The sequence below is a fragment of the Bordetella genomosp. 8 genome, assembly GCF_002119685.1.
GTDB lineage: Bacteria > Pseudomonadota > Gammaproteobacteria > Burkholderiales > Burkholderiaceae_B > Bordetella_C.
Map to the genome: position 1 here is coordinate 3,627,346 of NZ_CP021108.1, position 16,693 is coordinate 3,644,038.

General features: G+C 66.5%; 18 protein-coding genes. 6 read left to right on the plus strand and 12 right to left on the minus strand.

What is annotated here, in order from left to right; all coding sequences use genetic code 11:
• Positions 1–24 precede the first annotated feature (24 nt).
• Positions 25–1,290: an FAD-dependent monooxygenase gene (locus tag CAL12_RS16405; protein WP_086065617.1), complete on the plus strand. Its 1,266-nt coding sequence runs from the start codon at positions 25–27 to the stop codon at positions 1,288–1,290.
• Here the strand turns inward: CAL12_RS16405 and CAL12_RS16410 are convergent.
• Complete coding sequence (locus tag CAL12_RS16410) at positions 1,268–2,569, minus strand: YbfB/YjiJ family MFS transporter (RefSeq protein WP_086065618.1); 1,302 nt, start codon at positions 2,567–2,569, stop codon at positions 1,268–1,270. The genes CAL12_RS16405 and CAL12_RS16410 overlap by 23 nt on opposite strands.
• Positions 2,570–2,725: 156 nt before the next feature.
• Here CAL12_RS16410 and CAL12_RS16415 point away from each other — a divergent pair, with 156 nt between their 5' ends.
• Complete coding sequence (locus CAL12_RS16415; RefSeq protein WP_086065619.1) at positions 2,726–3,655, plus strand: LysR family transcriptional regulator; 930 nt, start codon at positions 2,726–2,728, stop codon at positions 3,653–3,655.
• Between the two features lie 39 nt (positions 3,656–3,694).
• Here the strand turns inward: CAL12_RS16415 and CAL12_RS16420 are convergent, their stop codons facing one another.
• On the minus strand, positions 3,695–4,609 hold the full coding sequence (locus CAL12_RS16420; protein ID WP_086065620.1) for a LysR family transcriptional regulator: 915 nt from the start codon (positions 4,607–4,609) through the stop codon (positions 3,695–3,697).
• 157 nt (positions 4,610–4,766) lie between these two features.
• Here CAL12_RS16420 and CAL12_RS16425 point away from each other — a divergent pair, with 157 nt between their 5' ends.
• Positions 4,767–5,639: an aldo/keto reductase family oxidoreductase gene (locus tag CAL12_RS16425; RefSeq protein WP_086065621.1), complete on the plus strand. Its 873-nt coding sequence runs from the start codon at positions 4,767–4,769 to the stop codon at positions 5,637–5,639.
• A 34-nt stretch (positions 5,640–5,673) separates the two neighbouring features.
• Here CAL12_RS16425 and CAL12_RS16430 read toward each other — a convergent pair whose 3' ends face one another.
• Positions 5,674–6,549, minus strand: a complete 876-nt coding sequence (locus tag CAL12_RS16430; RefSeq protein ID WP_086065622.1) for a LysR family transcriptional regulator — start codon at positions 6,547–6,549, stop codon at positions 5,674–5,676.
• A gap of 166 nt (positions 6,550–6,715) precedes the next feature.
• On the opposite strand from CAL12_RS16430, the gene CAL12_RS16435 reads away from it, so the two are divergent.
• Positions 6,716–7,702: a zinc-dependent alcohol dehydrogenase family protein gene (locus tag CAL12_RS16435; RefSeq protein WP_086065623.1), complete on the plus strand. Its 987-nt coding sequence runs from the start codon at positions 6,716–6,718 to the stop codon at positions 7,700–7,702.
• Between the two features lie 40 nt (positions 7,703–7,742).
• Here CAL12_RS16435 and CAL12_RS16440 read toward each other — a convergent pair whose 3' ends face one another.
• From CAL12_RS16440 to CAL12_RS16465, 6 genes are all read right to left on the minus strand, one after another.
• Positions 7,743–8,618 (minus strand): SDR family NAD(P)-dependent oxidoreductase, encoded by an 876-nt coding sequence (locus tag CAL12_RS16440; RefSeq protein ID WP_086065624.1) that lies wholly within the window; start codon positions 8,616–8,618, stop codon positions 7,743–7,745.
• A gap of 147 nt (positions 8,619–8,765) precedes the next feature.
• Complete coding sequence (locus CAL12_RS16445; RefSeq protein WP_086065625.1) at positions 8,766–9,344, minus strand: TetR/AcrR family transcriptional regulator; 579 nt, start codon at positions 9,342–9,344, stop codon at positions 8,766–8,768.
• A gap of 76 nt (positions 9,345–9,420) precedes the next feature.
• The gene (locus CAL12_RS16450) at positions 9,421–9,825 is read right to left on the minus strand and encodes a RidA family protein (RefSeq protein WP_086065626.1); all 405 of its coding nucleotides are present in this window, start codon (positions 9,823–9,825) and stop codon (positions 9,421–9,423) included.
• A gap of 134 nt (positions 9,826–9,959) precedes the next feature.
• Positions 9,960–10,826: an SDR family oxidoreductase gene (locus CAL12_RS16455; protein WP_086065627.1), complete on the minus strand. Its 867-nt coding sequence runs from the start codon at positions 10,824–10,826 to the stop codon at positions 9,960–9,962.
• A gap of 79 nt (positions 10,827–10,905) precedes the next feature.
• Complete coding sequence (locus CAL12_RS16460) at positions 10,906–11,415, minus strand: lipocalin-like domain-containing protein (RefSeq protein ID WP_086065628.1); 510 nt, start codon at positions 11,413–11,415, stop codon at positions 10,906–10,908.
• A 34-nt stretch (positions 11,416–11,449) separates the two neighbouring features.
• Entirely contained in the window at positions 11,450–12,265 is an 816-nt protein-coding gene (locus CAL12_RS16465) for an oxidoreductase (protein ID WP_086067934.1), read from the minus strand.
• Positions 12,266–12,448: 183 nt separating this feature from the next.
• Here CAL12_RS16465 and CAL12_RS16470 point away from each other — a divergent pair, with 183 nt between their 5' ends.
• Positions 12,449–13,339 (plus strand): LysR family transcriptional regulator, encoded by an 891-nt coding sequence (locus tag CAL12_RS16470; protein ID WP_086065629.1) that lies wholly within the window; start codon positions 12,449–12,451, stop codon positions 13,337–13,339.
• Here the strand turns inward: CAL12_RS16470 and CAL12_RS16475 are convergent.
• Entirely contained in the window at positions 13,314–14,087 is a 774-nt protein-coding gene (locus CAL12_RS16475) for an alpha/beta fold hydrolase (protein ID WP_086065630.1), read from the minus strand. The two genes, CAL12_RS16470 and CAL12_RS16475, sit on opposite strands and share 26 nt — an antisense overlap.
• 159 nt (positions 14,088–14,246) lie before the next feature.
• Positions 14,247–15,107: an NAD(P)-dependent oxidoreductase gene (locus CAL12_RS16480; RefSeq protein WP_086065631.1), complete on the minus strand. Its 861-nt coding sequence runs from the start codon at positions 15,105–15,107 to the stop codon at positions 14,247–14,249.
• A gap of 126 nt (positions 15,108–15,233) precedes the next feature.
• On the opposite strand from CAL12_RS16480, the gene CAL12_RS16485 reads away from it, so the two are divergent.
• Positions 15,234–15,851, plus strand: coding sequence for a TetR/AcrR family transcriptional regulator (locus CAL12_RS16485; protein ID WP_086065632.1), 618 nt, complete (start codon positions 15,234–15,236; stop codon positions 15,849–15,851).
• Here CAL12_RS16485 and CAL12_RS16490 read toward each other — a convergent pair.
• Positions 15,814–16,584 (minus strand): DUF72 domain-containing protein, encoded by a 771-nt coding sequence (locus CAL12_RS16490; protein WP_086065633.1) that lies wholly within the window; start codon positions 16,582–16,584, stop codon positions 15,814–15,816. The genes CAL12_RS16485 and CAL12_RS16490 overlap by 38 nt on opposite strands.
• Positions 16,585–16,693 lie beyond the last annotated feature (109 nt).

The window sequence follows — 16,693 nt, forward strand, 5'->3', positions numbered from 1 at the left end:
GCGCTACCCAAGGAGACAAATCACATGCCAGGCACTACCGCCAATTCCCCACGGATCCTGATCGCCGGCGCCGGCCTGGGCGGCCTGACCGCGGCGCTGGCGCTGTTGCGCCGCGGCTTCAACGTCAGGGTGCTGGAACAAGCGACCGAGTTGCGCGAACTCGGCGCCGGCATCCAGCTCAGTGCCAACGCCAATCGCGCCCTGTTCCAACTGGGCCTGGGCGACGCGCTGGGCCGCGTGGCCAGCACGGCCTCGGGCAAGCGCATACGCCTGTGGAATAGCGGACAGACCTGGCCCCTGTTCGACCTGGGGGCCGAATCCATCGGCCGCTACGGCTACCCTTACCTGACGCTATACCGCGCCGATCTGCATGCCGTCCTGGTCGACGCCGTACGGGCGCTGGATCCGCGGGCCATCGAATTGAATGCCCGCGTCGTGTCCGCGCGCCAGGGCGTGGGCGCTGACGGAAGCGAGGACGTGGGCGACGACGGGGGCAAAGTCACGGTCACCCTGGCCGACGGCGGCACGCGGCGGGGCGACGTCCTGATCGGCGCCGACGGCGTGCATTCGCGCATACGCGCCGGCCTGTTCGGCACCGACGACGCCACGTTTTCCGGCACCCTGGCGTGGCGCGGGGTGATACCCGCGGCGCGCCTGCCGGCGCATCTGCGCGAACCCTATGCGGTCAACTGGGTGGGGCCCGGCGCCCACGTCATCCACTACCCGCTGCGGCGCGGCGAACTGGTCAATTTCGTGGGCATCCTGGAACGCGACGACTGGCAGGTGGAATCCTGGACGCAAAAAGGTTCGGTCGACGAATGCCTGAGGGATTTCGCGGGCTGGCATGAGGACGTGCACACGCTCATCCGCGCACTGGACCAGCCCTACAAGTGGGCGCTCATGCTGCGCGAACCGCTGCCGGTATGGAGCCAGGGGCGCATCACGCTGCTGGGCGACGCCTGCCATCCCACGCTGCCCATGCTGGCGTCGGGCGCGGCCATGGCGATCGAGGATGGCTACATCCTGGCGCGCTGCCTGGCGGAGCTGCCCGGCGATCCCGCCGACGCGCTGGCGCATTATGAGTCGCTGCGCAAGGAGCGCACGACACGCGTGGTGCGGGGTTCCGCGGAAAACGCGCGCCGCTTCCACAATCCTGCCCTGGCCCACGCCGAGGGCGCCGCGGCGTATGTCGAGCGCGAATGGAACGAGCACCGCGTGCGCGAACGCTACGAATGGCTTTTCACCTATGACGTCGACGCGGTGCAGCTCAACCGCGCCGGCCCCAGATGAGATCGATCGCCAGCGCCAGCACCATGGACGCCGTGCCAATGACGAACAGCAGGATGTAATTGCCGCCGCTCTGGTTGAACACGTAGGACAAGGCATAGGCCGCCACCGCCTGGAACAACGCGAAGCTCACCGTCGCGGTGCGCCAGGCCGGGTTGCGATGCGCGGGGTGATGCGCCAGCAGTTCGTGGACGCGGCCAAGCACCAGCGGCACCGTCCCGGTCACGAAGGCGCCGACGACCACGCTGGACGCCATCAGCCAGCCATCGCCCAGGCCCAGCGCCGGAATCACGACGCCCACGGCCTGCAGCGTGAACGCCAGCCGCAGCGCGCGCCCGAATCCGGTCCTGTCCGCCAGGGCGCCGGCCAGGACCGGCCCTACCGTGGCGCCGATGCCGAACAGCACCCAGTACTGCGCGCCGACCTGCAGCCCCTGCCGCAGGCCCCGGGCGACGAAGTCGACCAGGAAAATCATGTGCGGCACCCAGCCGGCGGCATTCAGCGCGTACTCGACGTACAAGGCGCGCAGGGACACGACGCGCGGCACACGGTGATGCCGGATCGGGGGATGGGCCGCGCCATGCGCGGCGCGGGCAGGCGCCGCGCCGGCGGCACCGATGTGGGAACCGTTGTCCGCACCGCTGCCGGCGCCGCTCGTAAGCTTGTCGCCAGCGGGCGCGGCTGTCGCGCCGGACGGCCAGCCTTGCCAGGCGATCGCCGTCGCCACCAGCGACAGCACGCCCAGGCCCAGCCACGTATCCTGCAGGCTATCCCGCAGCAGCAAGGGCACCAGGGTCCCTGAAGCAGCCACGCCCACACCCACGCCCATGAAGATCACGCCGCCGGCCAATCCGCGCCGGGCAGCGGGCACCAGCGGCAGCACCGTGGGCGCCGCCAATACCATCAACGCGCCGCCCGCCAGACCGGAGAGGAAGCGCCAGGCGAAAAACCAGGAAAAGGAAAGCGGATAGGCGCAGGCGAAGAACGCGATCGTCGCCAGCACCATCATCGCCCGCAAGGTCACCGCGATCGGCAAGCGCGCGGCGATGGGCCGCGCCAGCAGCGCACCCGCCAGATAGCCCGCCAGATTGGCCGCGCCCAGGTAGGCGGCCACCGAGGCGTCGAACCAATGTGCGGCGATGATCGCGGGCAGCAAGGGGGTGTAGGCAAAACGTGCCAATCCGATGCCGACCAGGCTGGCGCAGAACCCGGCCAGCGTCGCCCATCGCGCGCCGACGGCGCGCGGCCCGGTGGTGGAGATAGCGGCCATTGCCTTGCCCATGATGCTTTCCTGGCTGTTCGTTGGAAGCAGCTTACGCCGCCGCAGCTATCTCAAGAAGCGAATTGATCAGATAACAGTTATTCTTTTTGGTGATAGCCGTGCTACGCTGGAAAGACTCAACGAAACAGCGGACACCACAAGACCCCAGGGACAGCCATGGACGTAGCCGACCTCGAAACCCTCGCCGCCGTCGCCCGGCACGGCAGCATGAACAAGGCGGCCAGCGAGCTGCATACGGTGCAATCCAACGTCACGGCCCGCATCCGCGCGCTGGAAGACGAACTGGGCGTGCCCTTGTTCCAGCGCCATGCCCGCGGCGTCACGATCACGCCGGCGGGCCAGCGCCTGCTGCCCTTCGTCGCGCGCATCGCCAGGCTGCTGGCGGAAGCCGGGTCCGCCGCCAGGGACGACGGTGAACCTGGCGGCGCGCTCGTGCTGGGCGGCCTGGAAACGACCACCGCGCTGCGCCTGTCGCCACTGTTGATCGAGTTCGCCAGTAGCTATCCCGCCGTACGGCTTACGCTCAATACCGGCACGACCGCCGGCCTGCTGCGCGACGTCGTGGAATGCCGGCTGGAAGGCGCCTTCGTCAGCGGCCCGGTCAACCACCCGGACGTACACCAGGAAACCATATTCACGGAAGAACTGGTGCTGGTCAGCAGCCCCGCGGTGCGATCGATGAAAGACCTGGCCAGGATCGTCGAACTCAAGACCGTGGTGTTCGGCGGGGGCTGTTCCTACCGGCAGCGGCTGAACACGCTGCTGGCCAGCATGGGTGTCGTCGCCGCGCAGCCGCTGGAGTTCGGTTCGCTGGACGCCATCCTCGGCTGCGTCGCGGCCGGCGTCGGCGTGACGCTGCTGCCCAAGGGCATCGCGGCATCGGCCTTCCAGGCCGGGCGCGTGGCGATACACCGCCTGCCGACCGACCAGGCCCGGGCCGAAACCTTGTTCATCCGCCGCAAGGACGCCTATGTTTCCAGCGCCCTGGCGGCCTTCCTGGCGCTCGCCCGGCGCTATCACCGCACCCCGGAAAAAGACCGCGCGCCAGTCCCGATCTCGACCCTGGCGCCGCGCAAGCGGGCCTGAGCGCGGCGCTACGCCTGATGGACGCGACCAATCGCCTGGCTATTTCGTTCCGGAAAAAGCCGGGCGCTTGATGAAATCGACGAAGGCCTTCAGCGGCGCGGGCATCAGGCGCCTGCCCGGGTAGTACAGGAACGGCCCGGAAAACCGTGGCCACCATGGCTTCAGCACGGGTTCGAGCGCGCCCGAATCCAGGTGGGGCCGCAGCCAGTCCTCGAACAGGTAGACGATGCCGCTGCCGCCGACGGCGGCATCCACCGCCAGGTCCACGGCGCCGCCTATCCGCACGATCAGCGGCCCCGTCGCCTCCACACGCACGGTTTCGCCGTCGCGTTCGAATTCCCAGGGCGGCATCATGCCGCTGGGAAACCGTCCGCGCAGGCAGGCATGCCGCATCAGATCCTGGGGATGCCGTGGACGCCCATGGCGTTCCAGGTAGGCCGGCGCCGCGGCCGCCGCCATGCGCTGCACACGCGGCCCGATCGGCACGGCGATCATGTCCTGCTCCAGGCGCTCTTCGTAGCGTATGCCGGCGTCGCAGCCCGCGGCCAGCACGTCGACGAAGCTTTCTTCCGCGACCACGTCCAGCAGGATGTCGGGGTACTCCTTCAGGAAAGCCGGCACGATCGCCGGCAGCACCAGCCGTGACACGCTCATGGGGACGTTCAAGCGCAAGGTGCCGGCTGGCCGGTCGCGGAAGCCGTTCACGGTATCCAGCGCGGCTTCCATCTCGGTGAGCGCGGGGCCCAGGCGGTCGAGGAGGCCGGTGCCCGCTTCGGTGGGCGCGACGCTGCGGGTCGTACGGTTCAGCAGGCGCACGCCCAGCTGTGCTTCCAGGCGCCGCACCGCTTCGCTCAGGCCCGAAGCACTGCCGCCGTTCAGGCGCGCCGCATCGCGAAAGCCGCCGGCGCGCGCCACCGCCACGAAGGCATTCAAGTCATTCAGGTCGACCTTCAATGTCCGCCCCCTTGTCCGATCCGGCCGTGCCCCGCGCTGCCAAGCCGCTCCGTGGATTGTTCGCTATTCCGCACAAGCCGTTTCGATTGTATGGGATTATCACGCGGTCGTGGATTGGCTATCTTGCAGCTGTGATCCATTCAACGGGAATTCCAACATGCCCACCATCGATCAAGCCGGCACCTACACCCTGGCCCAACGCACCGTCAAACGCCTGGGATATGGCGCCATGCAACTGGCCGGTCCCGGCGTATTCGGCCCACCCAAGGACAAGACCGCGGCCCTGGCCGTGTTGCGCGAAGCAGTCGACGCCGGTGTGGACCACATCGACACCAGCGACTTCTATGGCCCGCACATCACGAATCAACTGATCCGTGAAGCGCTCGCGCCCTACCCGGACGATCTGCTCATCGTCACCAAGATCGGTGCCCGGCGCGGCGACGATGCCTCCTGGCTGCCGGCGTTCTCGCCATCGGCGCTACAGCAAGCGGTCCACGACAACCTGCGCAACCTGGGCCGCGACGTCCTGGATGTGGTGAACCTGCGCGTGATGTTCGACACGCACGGCCCCGCGGAAGGCTCGATCGAGGAGCCGCTCTCCGCGCTGGCGGAGCTGCAGCGCGAGGGGCTGGTGCGCCACATCGGGCTGAGCAACGTCACCGCCAGGCAGGTCGCGCAGGGACGCGGCATCTGCGAAATCGTATGCGTGCAGAACCTGTACAACCTGGCGCACCGCGCGGACGATGCCTTGATCGACGATCTGGCCCGCGCGGGCATCGCCTATGTGCCCTTCTTTCCGCTGGGCGGATTCAGCCCGCTGCAGTCGTCCATCCTGTCGGATGTCGCCAGGCACCTGGACGCCACCCCGATGCAGGTGGCACTGGCCTGGCTGCTGCGCCGCTCGCCCAATATCCTGCTGATCCCGGGCACTTCGTCGGTGGTCCACCTGCGCGAAAACCTGGCAGCGGCCCAACTGCGCTTGCCGGATGACGCGATGCAGGCGCTGGACGGCGTGGGCGCGTCGGCCTGAGCCGAAACGGCCGCGGCCGCCCTGGTCCGCGGCCTCAACGCCGCGGGCCCCGCACCGCCGCATCCGAAAGCCTGTCGCTGACCAATTCGACGAATCGGCTCAGGCGTGGCTGGCGCCGCATATCGCGGTGGTAGCCCAACCAGGTATCGCGCGACGGCGGGGGTTCACCGAGGTCGATGGGTTCGATTCCCGGCGTCGCATCGCCCAGCGGTCGCGGCAGCACCGCAAGCCCCACGCCCAAGGCGCACAGGCGCGCCTGCGCCTCCCGGCTGTTGCCGCGGGCGGCCACGGTCGCATGCGGCAGCAGGCGTGTCACCCAGGCCACGTCGGGCATGTTACCGAACGCGGTATCCATCAACACCAGGCGGCATCCTTGCCCACCCCCCGGCGCCGCGCGCCATTGCCCCGCGCGGCCATATAGCGCGTACTGCGTGCGCCGCAGTTTCTTGCTGACGACGTCCGGGTCCTCAAAAGGCAGGATGCGCATGACGCAGTCGGCCTCGCGATGCGGCAAGCTGTACAAGCGCGGATCGGTCAACAGTTCGATGGTCACGCCCGGATGCCGCTGGCTGAACTCGGCGATCACCGGCGTCAGAAGCAGCGAGCCGAACCAGTCCGAGCAGGACACTCTCAGCAGGCCCGATAGCTGGGTCTCGGCTCCCGAAAGTTCGCGCATGGCCGCCAGCGCTTCCGCTTCCATTCTTTCGGCATGCGCGAGCAAGGCGTGGCCTTCGTCAGTGGGCACGAAGCCATGCCGCGTACGCTGGAACAGCACATGCCCCACCTGTTGTTCCAGGGACTTCAGGCGCCGGCCCATCGTCGGTTGGGTCTGACCGAGCACCCGCGCGGCGGCCCCCAGGCTACCCTCTCGCGCAATCGCCAGGAATATCCGCAAGTCGCTCCAGTCCATCGCCATTTTCCTCTCATGCCCCGGCCCAGGCCTCTATCCTTCCCGCCCATGCAATTTTGCATGGATTCCAGTCGACTTTCAGGATACACATACGTTTCCTTTAAGCCTAGAGTGTCTTCCACGGACGGCGCGGCGTATGCCAGCGCCACGGATCTGGAGAACACGCATGACCACCCCGACCATGCGGGCACTTTGGGTAAACGCTCCCGACGCGCCCTTTCAACTGAAGCCCACACCCCTTCCCACCCCAGGCGCCGGCGAAGTGCTGGTGCGCATCCTGGCCAGCGGGGTCAACCCGCTCGACCTGAAAATCCGCGCCGGTGCGGCCGCGCACGCGCAACATCCGCTGCCCGCAATACTCGGCATGGACCTCGCCGGCATCGTCGAAAAGGTCGGCCCCGGCGTAAGCCAATTCGCGCCCGGCGATGAGGTCTGGGCCATGGCCGGCGGCGTCGCCGGCGTACAGGGATCGATGGCGGAATTCGTCGCCGTCGACGCCCGGCTGCTCGCCCACAAGCCGGCGAACCTGTCCATGCGCCAGGCCGCCGCCCTGCCCCTGGCCGTCATCACGGCTTGGGAAGGCATGGTCGATATCGCCGCCGTGCAGCCCGGTGAAAAAGTGCTGGTCATCGGCGCGGGTGGGGGCGTCGGCCACGTCGCCGCGCAATTGGCGCGCGCACGAGGCGCTGAAGTCCATGGCGTGGACGGCGCCCGCTCGGCCAACTACCTGCGCTCGATCGGCGTCACGCCCATCGCCCGCGATACGCCGGTGGATGCCTACGTCCAGGAATGGACGGGTGGCCGGGGCTTCGACGTGGTCTATGACTGCGTGGGCGCGCTGGACGCGGCGTTCAACGCGGTGCGCGTGCACGGACGGGTCACCAGTTCGCTGGGCTGGGGCAGCTATTCCCTGGCACCCCTCTCGTTCCGGTCCGCCCGCTACGCCGGCGTCTTTACCCTGCGCGCCTTGATCACCGGCGAAGGACGGGACGCGCACGGTCGCATCCTGCGCGAAGCCGCGCAACTGGCCGAAGCTGGCCAGTTGACACCGCGCATGGACGAGCAGCGTTTTACGCTGGACCAGGCCGAAGCCGCGCACGCGCGTGTGCGCGGCGGCGGTGCGACCGGCAAGGTGGTGCTCGAATTGGACTAGCCGGACAAGCGCATCCGCGCGACCATGACGGCGGGCTTGCTTACTTGAACTTCTTCAACTCGTCCAGGCCCGCCGGCAGCTCCGCGCCGGGGAAATGCGTCGACAGCGTGGTCGAGCGCCATGCGGCCATTTCGCTGGCGCGTTCCGTCTCCGCCTGTTCGCTGACATACAACGCATCGCCGCCCAGCAACAGGCGCAGCGGCAGGTCGTCACGGCGCGACAGCTCGACGATCAAGTCGGCGATCCTGGCGGGGTCGCCGACTTCGTGGCCCGCATACTGACCGAACACCTTCAGGACGCGGCCGACGGATGCCTCATAGTCCCCCAGGCTGGCGCCGGCCGGCGGCCTGGCGGTATTGGCCCAGTCCGTACGCATGCCGCCCGGCTCCAGCGTGCAGACCCTGATACCCAGATGGGCCACTTCCTTCGCGATGACGTCGCTGAAGCCGCCTACCGCCCACTTCGCCGCCTGGTACGCCGACAGGCCGGGCGTGGCCGTACGGCCGCCCACGGAAGAAACCTGGAAGATGTGGCCCGCGCGACGCTCGCGCATCGGCGGAATCACGGCACGCGTCAGATTGACGACACCGAACAGATTGGTTTCCACCTGGTCGCGGAAGCTTTCCGGGTCCATCTGTTCGAACGGCACGACGTGGCCGTAGCCCGCGTTGTTGACCAATACATCGAGTTGGCCATAGGCCTGCAGCGCGGTCGCCACGGCGCGTTGCGCCTGGTCGGCGTCCTTCACATCGAGTTCGACCGGACGGATACGGTCGCCGTAGCGCGCGACCAGATCCGCCAGGCGCGAGGGATCGCGGGCGCCGGCGACCAGGCGATCGCCCGACGCCAACACCGCTTCACTGATGGAACGTCCCAGGCCGCGCGCGGCGCCGGTGAGTAGCCAGACTTTGGACATGCTTGACTCCTGACAGTGTCGGAAAATAAATGGTTGATTACTCACTCATTAATAAAACATTCCACTGTGCGGGTTGACGCGTCCGCATAGGATGACCCGAAACGAACGCCATCGTGGGATAGCCCGCCGCCGATTTTGGATACGGCGTCAATGCGCCTTCAATACCGCCCACAAGGCCCGAAAGCCCTGGTCCCGATAGAACGCCGTCCTGTCCGGATCGTCGGCGCTGTATTCCATCGTGGTTTCCGCCAGCGAGGAAAACAACGCCGAACGGTAGGCCTGCAGCTGATCCGCCGACAAGCCCTCGCCGCCGCCGGTGCGCTCCCGCATCATCGCGCCGATCTCGCCGAAGCCTTGCGACCCCGCCAGCCGGCTGCGTTCGTCGATACGACCGCTGATGCTCAGCTGACGCAAGGCCTGCCGGGCATCGGGATTCGCCAGGCCCCAGTCGATGTAGGCATTCCAGGCATGACGGGCCCGCCGCTCCAGCGACGCACCGCGCGGGAAGGCTTCCAGCATCGCCTCCCGCATGCCCGACTTCAGGTGCAGGTAAAGCTCGTTCAGCAGGACATCCTTGTTGGCGAAGTACGTGAAGACCGTTCCTTCCGCCACCCCCGCCAGACGTGCGATCCGCGCGGTCGTCGCCCCCGGGCCGTCGACAGCCAAAGCCTGCGCCGCGGCGGCGAGGATCGCCTCACGCTTGTCCTGACTGCGGGGACGTGCCATTCCGGTCCGATTAATGAGTGATTGCTCAATCATAACCTCAGGCTGCGTGGCTGGCAACCGAGACCGCGTATGCCCTTCAGTTGCCGGCGCCCTGCGGCAGCTTCGCGATCACCTTGATTTCGAACTCGAAACCGGACAGCCACGTCACGCCGACGGCGGTGGCCGTGGGATATGGCGCGTCGCCCCAGTATTCCGCCGCTACCGCCCAGGCGCGTTCGAAATGGGTGTGCGGATTCACCATGAACACCGTCACATCGATGACGTCGCTGAAACTGCAGTCGGCCGCGGCGAGGATGTCGTTCAGGTTCCGGAACGCCAGACGGATCTGCTCATCGAAGTCGGGTTCTGGCGAACCATCGGGCCTGCTGCCGACTTGGCCGGACACGAAGAGCAGCCCGTTGGCGCGGATGGCGGGGGAATAGCGGTGCAGCTCATACAGGGCATGGGCCTGGGGAGGAGTGACGACGTCGCGTGTAGCCATGATGGCATTCCTTTCAAATTGCTTGCGAAGGCTGTCACTCTAGGGGTTCGCCGGGCGGGGATAAAGCAGCAGGTCGCGGATTCATTTTCCGCGACGGCAAGACAATGGGATCCGCGCCGGCGCCCCGGCCGCGCTCAGAGGATGGGTGCCCCGCCGGTGACCGCGATGGTGGCGCCCGAGATATAGCTCGCCTCGTCCGAAGCCAGCATCACATAGGCGACCGCCAGCTCGGCGGGCTGGCCGGGCCGCTTCATGGGCACCTGGCTGCCGAACTGCTCCACCTTCTCCTGCGGCATGGTGGAAGGGATCAGAGGCGTCCAGATCGGGCCGGGGGCCACGCAGTTCACGCGTATGTTTTTTTCGGCCAGCATCTGCGCCAGCCCGGCGGTGAAGTTCTGGATGGCGCCCTTGGTCGCCGCGTAGGCCAGCAGCCCCGGATTCGGCTTGTCGGCGTTGATCGACGTGGTGTTGATGATGGCCGCGCCGGACTTCATGTGCTTCATCGCCGCGCGTGTGATGCGGAACATGGCGCCGATGTTGGTATCGAAGGTCTTGTCCCATTCCTCGTCGCTGATGTCCTCGATCGACGGGTAGGTCATCTGGTAGGCGGCATTGTTGACCAGCACGTCCAGCCGGCCGAATTCCCGCGCGGCGCGCTCGACGATCTCCTTGCAATGCGCCGGGTCCTTGATGTCGCCGCTCAACAGCACGGCCTTGCGGCCGGCTTCCTCCACCCAACGGGCGGTCTCGCGCGCATCTTCGTCTTCGTCCAGGTAAGCGATCAGCACATCCGCGCCTTCGCGCGCGTACGCGATCGCCACCGCCCTGCCGATACCGCTATCCCCGCCCGTGATGATCGCGGCCTTGCCCGCCAGGCGGCCGGAGCCGCGATACGACTTTTCGCCATGATCCGGCTGCGGCGTCATCGGCGCCGTACGGCCGGGGGTTTGTTGTTGCTGCTGATCCGGGAAAGGTGGTTTCGGCTTCTGTATATCGCTCATGACGGTCTCCAATGCTGACAACATGCACGCTCGTAAGCATGCCGACTGCCCGTCACAGCAACCGGCGGACCCGCGCCGACTATTTCGCCCTCTGCCAGCGGATGCGGATCCTGGTCCCATCCGGACGCTGGAAATCCTCCGCCATGTGGTCGCCGGCCACCTTCAGGGTCAGGTCCTGGCGTGTGCGCACACTGCCCACCCAATTCGGAAAGGTGGAACCCTCCACGCGGTTGCCGCTGAATTCGCCGTTCCCGTCGACCGTATAGGTGCCGAAGAAGCCTATGCCGCTTGCCATGGCGGCGCGGTTTTCGGCGTCGGTGCCCTTCCCGCGGGCATTGGACGCGAATGGCGGCAGACTGGCGTCCGTCAGCACTTCGATGAAACGCATATCGGAAGTGAAAACGAGCAGGCCGTTGGGCTTTTCTCCATAGGCCGGCAAGTTCCTGCCGTCGGGATCGAGCTGTGCCGATACCATGCGCCAGGCGCCCAGCAACTGATTGGGTGCCGGAGATCGGGCATGAGCCGCATCGGCGGACGCCACGGATAAAGCCATGGCCAGCGCGGCCAACCGGATATTGCGCACGATCATGAGCCCCTCCTTTATCAACAATCCGCGTATCGCCTCAACCTTGGCCGCCCGCATGCGACAGTGTTTCCCAGCGCGCGATTTCTGCCTGCCAGTCGGCCAGCGCGGCCGTGACCAGGCGCACCGCGGTGGGCCCGATCAGCAGCTTTTCGGGAGGATGATTCATTTCGATGGCATCGACCATGACCCGCCCCAGGGCCGCCGGATCGCCGAATGCAAAATCGTGGGTGGCGTTCACCACCGCGTCATAGTCGTCGATCGCATGATCGGCCTTCTGCTGCGACCGGCTGAACCAGTCCGAGCTGAAGATGCCGGGCAGTATGGCCGTTACGTGGATGCCCAGGTCTCGCACTTCCTGCCGTAGCGAGTCCGTCATGCCCAGCAGGGCGAACTTGGTGCCGTGGTATGCGCTCAGCCCGGGAAACGCCACCATGCCTCCCATCGACGACACATTGACGATGTGACCCGCGCGCCTCTTGCGCATGCCGGGGAGCACCGCCTGTATCAATGCGACCGGGCCGTAGACGTTCACCTCGAATTGCTGGCGCAGCGCCTCCAGGTCTAGTTCTTCCAGGACGCCCACCAGGCCGTAGCCAGCGTTATTGATCAGCACGTCGATCGCCCCCAGCGTGGCTTCCAACTCTTGCACCAGGGCCTGGATGCCGGCGGTGTCGCGCACGTCCAGCAATCTTGCCAACGCGCGGCCCGGCGCCAGCGCTTCGAACGCGTGCCGCTGCGCATCCTGGCGCACGGTGCCGATCACCCGGTGGCCCCTGGCCAAGGCTGCGTGCGCCATGGCGCGGCCGAGCCCGCTCGACACGCCCGTAATGAGTATGTTCTTCACGTTCGATATGCCTCTTTTTGATTGTGGGACAGTGAGCCCGATCTGCCCGCCACATGCAGCGCGCAGGCTCTCGCGACCGACGACGGTTGCGCCGCGGCCTGCTCTGTGCAATCTATTAGATGCACAACGGCAATACAATCAGCCGATCAATTCAGAGGTTGTTGAGCAACGCTCACTAATTGGAAGGTCGCCATGAAACAGCCGACGCTGGCAGAGCTGACCGCGTTTCTCCGCGTGGCCGAGCACCTGAACTTCCGGCGCGCCGCCCTCACATTGGGGGTCTCTCCCTCGGCGCTCAGCCACACCATCAAAGGATTGGAGGCACGCATAGGCGCGCTCCTGGTCAAGCGCACCACGCGCAGCGTGGCGCTGACCGAAGCGGGGCAACGCCTGGCGCAGCGCTTGACGCCGGCCATCGCCAGCATCGATGCGGCATTCACGGAGCTCGCCGACATCGGCGACACCTTGACTGGACGCATCTGCATCAGCACCATGGAATACGGCGGCCGGCTCCTGCTCGAAGATGCCGTGGCCGGCTTCCAGGCCATGCATCCCGATGTGGAATTCGAAATCCGCGTCGATCATGCGCTGGTCGATATCGTGGCCGCCGGCTGCGACGCGGGCGTCCGCTTCCGGGACCAGGTGCCGCCCGACATGGTCGCCATACCGATCGGACCACCGGTCGCGATGGTGGCCTTCGCATCGCCGGCCTACCTGCGTGACCGGCCGCCCGTGGCGCAGCCGCATGACTTGCTGGCCCATCGGTGCATACGCCAGCGGCTGTCCAGCGGCGCCATCCATCGCTGGCGATTCGAGCGCGATGGCCGCGGCATCACCATAGACGCGCGGGGACCATTGATCTGCAACAACCTCAGCCTGATCGTCCTGGCGGCACTGCGCGCGCTGGGCATAGGCTACGTCCCCTCCAACCACGTCGAGCCCTACTTCGAATCCGGTGCGCTCACGCCATTACTCCGCGACTTCAGCCCGCCCTTCGACGGACACTGCCTGTACTACCCTCGCAACCCACATCACGCACCCACCTTCGCGGCCTTCCTCAACCACCTGCGCTCGCGCGCATGAAGGCGCTCAGTTCGCCGTTGAAGCGGTTTGCGTCCTCATAGAAGGTCGAATGGCCGGCGTCCTCATACAGCGACAGCCGCGCCTGCGGGATTTTCGAGACCGTGTACTGGCTCATGGCCACGGCGGATATCTGGTCGTGCATGCCGTGGGTCACCAGCACGGGCACCTTTACTTGCCGCAAGGCGGCGTCGTAATCCGCGGGCCGGCCGCCCAGCAGCTTGCGCACCGCCACCGGCGTTTCATTGTTGAAGCGCACCATCTCCGCCATGGCCTCGGGCGTGGGCTGCTTCTCGAAGCATGCATGCAGGAACGCTTCGGTGCCGCGTTGCGCCTTGGCGGGATCGTCCGAAAGCATGTCCAGCAGCAAGGCAAAGGAACGGCCCAGCGTGCTGCGGTCGCCCGTGGACGTTGCGGCGACGTAGTTGATGCCGCTCACCTCCCCGTCCCCGTACACGGTCAGGTAGTCGTTGACCACCCGGCCCCCATACGACCACGGCACCAGGCAAGGCCTGGACTTGCAGGTGGCCTCGATGACGCTGTGCAGGTCATCCGCCCACTTGCGTCCGTCCTTATAGGCTTCCGGCACCAGGGGCTTGTCCGACGCGCCATGCCCGCGCAGGTCGTACGCGACCAGATGGAAACGCCGCAGCAGTTTCGGGTCCCGCAGTTGCCTTTCCCAGCTTTCGTGACTTTGCGAAAACCCATGGACGAAAACGATGGGCGGGCCCGCCCTGTTGTCCGGTGCCATCGTCGTCTCCTTGTTGTCATGGCATTCGCCGCGTGAGCGCGACCCGATGACCGGGCCTGGCGCGGCATGCGGCGGCGACGTAAGGCTAGGCGGGAACGGCGATCGCCGGAAATGAAAAATATCAGGGAGGACGATCGATGGCGTCGATGGTCCGCGTGCCTACCGGCGCGGGATCGGCGTGCGTATCGTGTATTCGGCCATCACCGACCAATCCTTGTCGGCGCCGCCGGCGTCCACTGCTTCGGCCATCTGGCGACGCACGGCATCGAGCATGGGCAGGCTGCGGCCCAGTTCGCCGGCGGCCGCGTCGGCAAGCCGCAGGTCCTTCAGTCCCAGGGAAGCCTTGAATCCCGGCTCGTAGCGATCCTGCGCGATGTTGGCGGAATACACCTGGTAGGACCGGCTGCCGAACAGCGTGTTCAGGATCAGTTCGAAGAAACGGTCGCGCTCCACCCCGTTGGCCTCGGTCAGCACGACGGCCTCGGCCATGGCTTCGATCGCCATGGTGATCATCATGTTGCAGGCGATCTTGGCGGCATGGGCCATGGGCGGCTGCTCGCCCATCTCCCAGATCCGCTTGCCGATGACTTCCAGCGCCGGCCTTGCCTTGTCCAGCGCGGCGGGAGCGCCGGCGGCCAGGATGTTCAGCTCGCCCTTGGCCGCGACGTCGGGCCGGCCGAGCACCGGCGCCGCGACATAGTCGATGCCAGCTTCCCGGTGGTGCCGCATCAGCTCCTTGGCGAACGCGACGGAAATCGTCGACGAGACCACGTGCACCAGGCCTCGCCTGGCCTGCGCCAGCAGGTCCGCATCCAGCAGCACCGCGCGGATGGCGGCGTCGTCGGACAGCATGGTGAAGGCGATGTCCGCCTGCAGCGCCCGCACCGGCGTGTCCACCATGGTCACGCCTTCGACCTGCCCACCGGAGCGGTTCCAGGCCTTCACCACATGCCCCGCCGCGGCCAGGTTGCGCGCCAGTTCGCGCCCCATGGCGCCCAACCCGATCATTCCGATTTCCATGCCACTCTCCCGCCCATCCCGGGCCCGTGATATATATCAATCGATACATTAATTGAACCCTGCCCGGGCCGTCAATGACTTATATACCGTTTGCTATAATAAGTACGGTAATGAGAGGATAAAGACATGGCGATCATGGGACGCCCCCGCACCTTCGATCGTGACCAGGCGGTCGAGCAGGCGATGCATATCTTCTGGGAACATGGCTACGAATCCACCTCGTTGGCCCAGTTGAAGGCGGGCATGGGCAAGGGCATTTCGGCGCCCAGCTTCTACGCCGCCTTCGGCTCCAAGGAAGCGCTGTTCCAGGAATGCGCGCGGCGCTACCTGGCGACCTATGCCCAGGTGACCGAATGCCTCTGGGACGACAGCCTGCCTCCGCGCGACGCCATTGAAACCGCGTTGCGCCGTTCCGCCAGAATGCAGTGCGAACGCGGCCATCCCAAGGGATGCATGGCCGGCCTGGGCGCCATGAGCGCGACATCGCCGGAAAATGCGGAGGTCACCGCGCCGCTGACGCGTTCGCGCGCGCGAACCCGGGCCGGTATCGCCGCCTGCGTGCAACGCGGCGTGGACAGCGGCGAGCTCCGGTCCGATACCGACGTGCGCGGCCTGGCGACGGTGTTCGACGCCTTCCTGACGGGCCTGTCCACGTTGGCGCGCGATGGCGTGCGGCACGCCGTCATGGATGCAGCCGTCAGCCGCATCATGTCGGCCTGGGACGCGTCGAAAGCGACCGCATGAGCGCCAGGGCATTCGGAATCGCCGCGCCGCGCGCGGTATTGTCGAAGATGCACCAAACAAGCCTGTGCTGCGCGCGCGCCTCGTCCACACGCGCCGCGACCGCCTGGATGAACGTCTCGTCGTACGCCGAGTAATACATATCCGGCGCCCCGTGCAGCCGTATATAGAACAAGGACGGATCGCCCACCGGGTCGGCGCCGGGCACCGGCGATGGATGCGCCCGCACGCAGGCCACTTGGGCGCCCCGCAACAGATCGGCGCCACGCGGCGTGAACCAGCTGGGATGACGCGGCTCGCACGCGACCGGCACGGATGTGTGCCTGCGCAGCACGGACAGGAAGCGCCCGGCCTGCCGCGCTTCCAGCGCAAGGCTGGGCGGCAGCTGGATCAGGATGCAGCCCAGCTTCTTTTCCAGCGCCGCGACCTCGTCCAGGAACGCACGCAACAATCCTTCGCACCGCTGCAGGCGCGCATCGTGGGTGATGGTCCGGGGCAATTTCACGCTGAAGCGGAAGGCGTCCGGAACACTGTCCGCCCACCGAGCGTAGGTCTGCGCCTGATGCGAGCGATAGAAGGAAGAATTGATTTCCACGCAGGGAAAGACACGTGCGTAGCGTTCGAGGTGGCTACCTTCCGAAGCGAAGGTGCCCTGGTCCTGCGACGATAGCGACCAGCCGGCGCAACCGACGAGGGTTGGGGAAGATGCCAACGCGAGGCTTTCGGAAATTTTCATAAGGCAGAGCAATGCACGATGAAGGGACAGAATCGACTCCCAGATTATTGCCCCTTTATTAGGAAACGATCATTTCCTATAATGCGCGGATGATATCGGCATCCATCCC

What these genes read in the sequence shown, in the direction of transcription:
- CAL12_RS16405 (WP_086065617.1), top strand. Translation starts at nt 25, where the DNA reads ATGCCAGGCACTACCGCCAATTCCCCACGGATCCTGATCGCCGGCGCC.
- CAL12_RS16410 (WP_086065618.1), bottom strand. Translation starts at nt 2,569, where the DNA reads ATGGGCAAGGCAATGGCCGCTATCTCCACCACCGGGCCGCGCGCCGTC.
- CAL12_RS16415 (WP_086065619.1), top strand. Translation starts at nt 2,726, where the DNA reads ATGGACGTAGCCGACCTCGAAACCCTCGCCGCCGTCGCCCGGCACGGC.
- CAL12_RS16425 (WP_086065621.1), top strand. Translation starts at nt 4,767, where the DNA reads ATGCCCACCATCGATCAAGCCGGCACCTACACCCTGGCCCAACGCACC.
- CAL12_RS16430 (WP_086065622.1), bottom strand. Translation starts at nt 6,549, where the DNA reads ATGGACTGGAGCGACTTGCGGATATTCCTGGCGATTGCGCGAGAGGGT.
- CAL12_RS16435 (WP_086065623.1), top strand. Translation starts at nt 6,716, where the DNA reads ATGACCACCCCGACCATGCGGGCACTTTGGGTAAACGCTCCCGACGCG.
- CAL12_RS16440 (WP_086065624.1), bottom strand. Translation starts at nt 8,618, where the DNA reads ATGTCCAAAGTCTGGCTACTCACCGGCGCCGCGCGCGGCCTGGGACGT.
- CAL12_RS16445 (WP_086065625.1), bottom strand. Translation starts at nt 9,344, where the DNA reads ATGGCACGTCCCCGCAGTCAGGACAAGCGTGAGGCGATCCTCGCCGCC.
- CAL12_RS16450 (WP_086065626.1), bottom strand. Translation starts at nt 9,825, where the DNA reads ATGGCTACACGCGACGTCGTCACTCCTCCCCAGGCCCATGCCCTGTAT.
- CAL12_RS16455 (WP_086065627.1), bottom strand. Translation starts at nt 10,826, where the DNA reads ATGAGCGATATACAGAAGCCGAAACCACCTTTCCCGGATCAGCAGCAA.
- CAL12_RS16460 (WP_086065628.1), bottom strand. Translation starts at nt 11,415, where the DNA reads ATGATCGTGCGCAATATCCGGTTGGCCGCGCTGGCCATGGCTTTATCC.
- CAL12_RS16470 (WP_086065629.1), top strand. Translation starts at nt 12,449, where the DNA reads ATGAAACAGCCGACGCTGGCAGAGCTGACCGCGTTTCTCCGCGTGGCC.
- CAL12_RS16475 (WP_086065630.1), bottom strand. Translation starts at nt 14,087, where the DNA reads ATGGCACCGGACAACAGGGCGGGCCCGCCCATCGTTTTCGTCCATGGG.
- CAL12_RS16480 (WP_086065631.1), bottom strand. Translation starts at nt 15,107, where the DNA reads ATGGAAATCGGAATGATCGGGTTGGGCGCCATGGGGCGCGAACTGGCG.
- CAL12_RS16485 (WP_086065632.1), top strand. Translation starts at nt 15,234, where the DNA reads ATGGCGATCATGGGACGCCCCCGCACCTTCGATCGTGACCAGGCGGTC.
- CAL12_RS16490 (WP_086065633.1), bottom strand. Translation starts at nt 16,584, where the DNA reads ATGAAAATTTCCGAAAGCCTCGCGTTGGCATCTTCCCCAACCCTCGTC.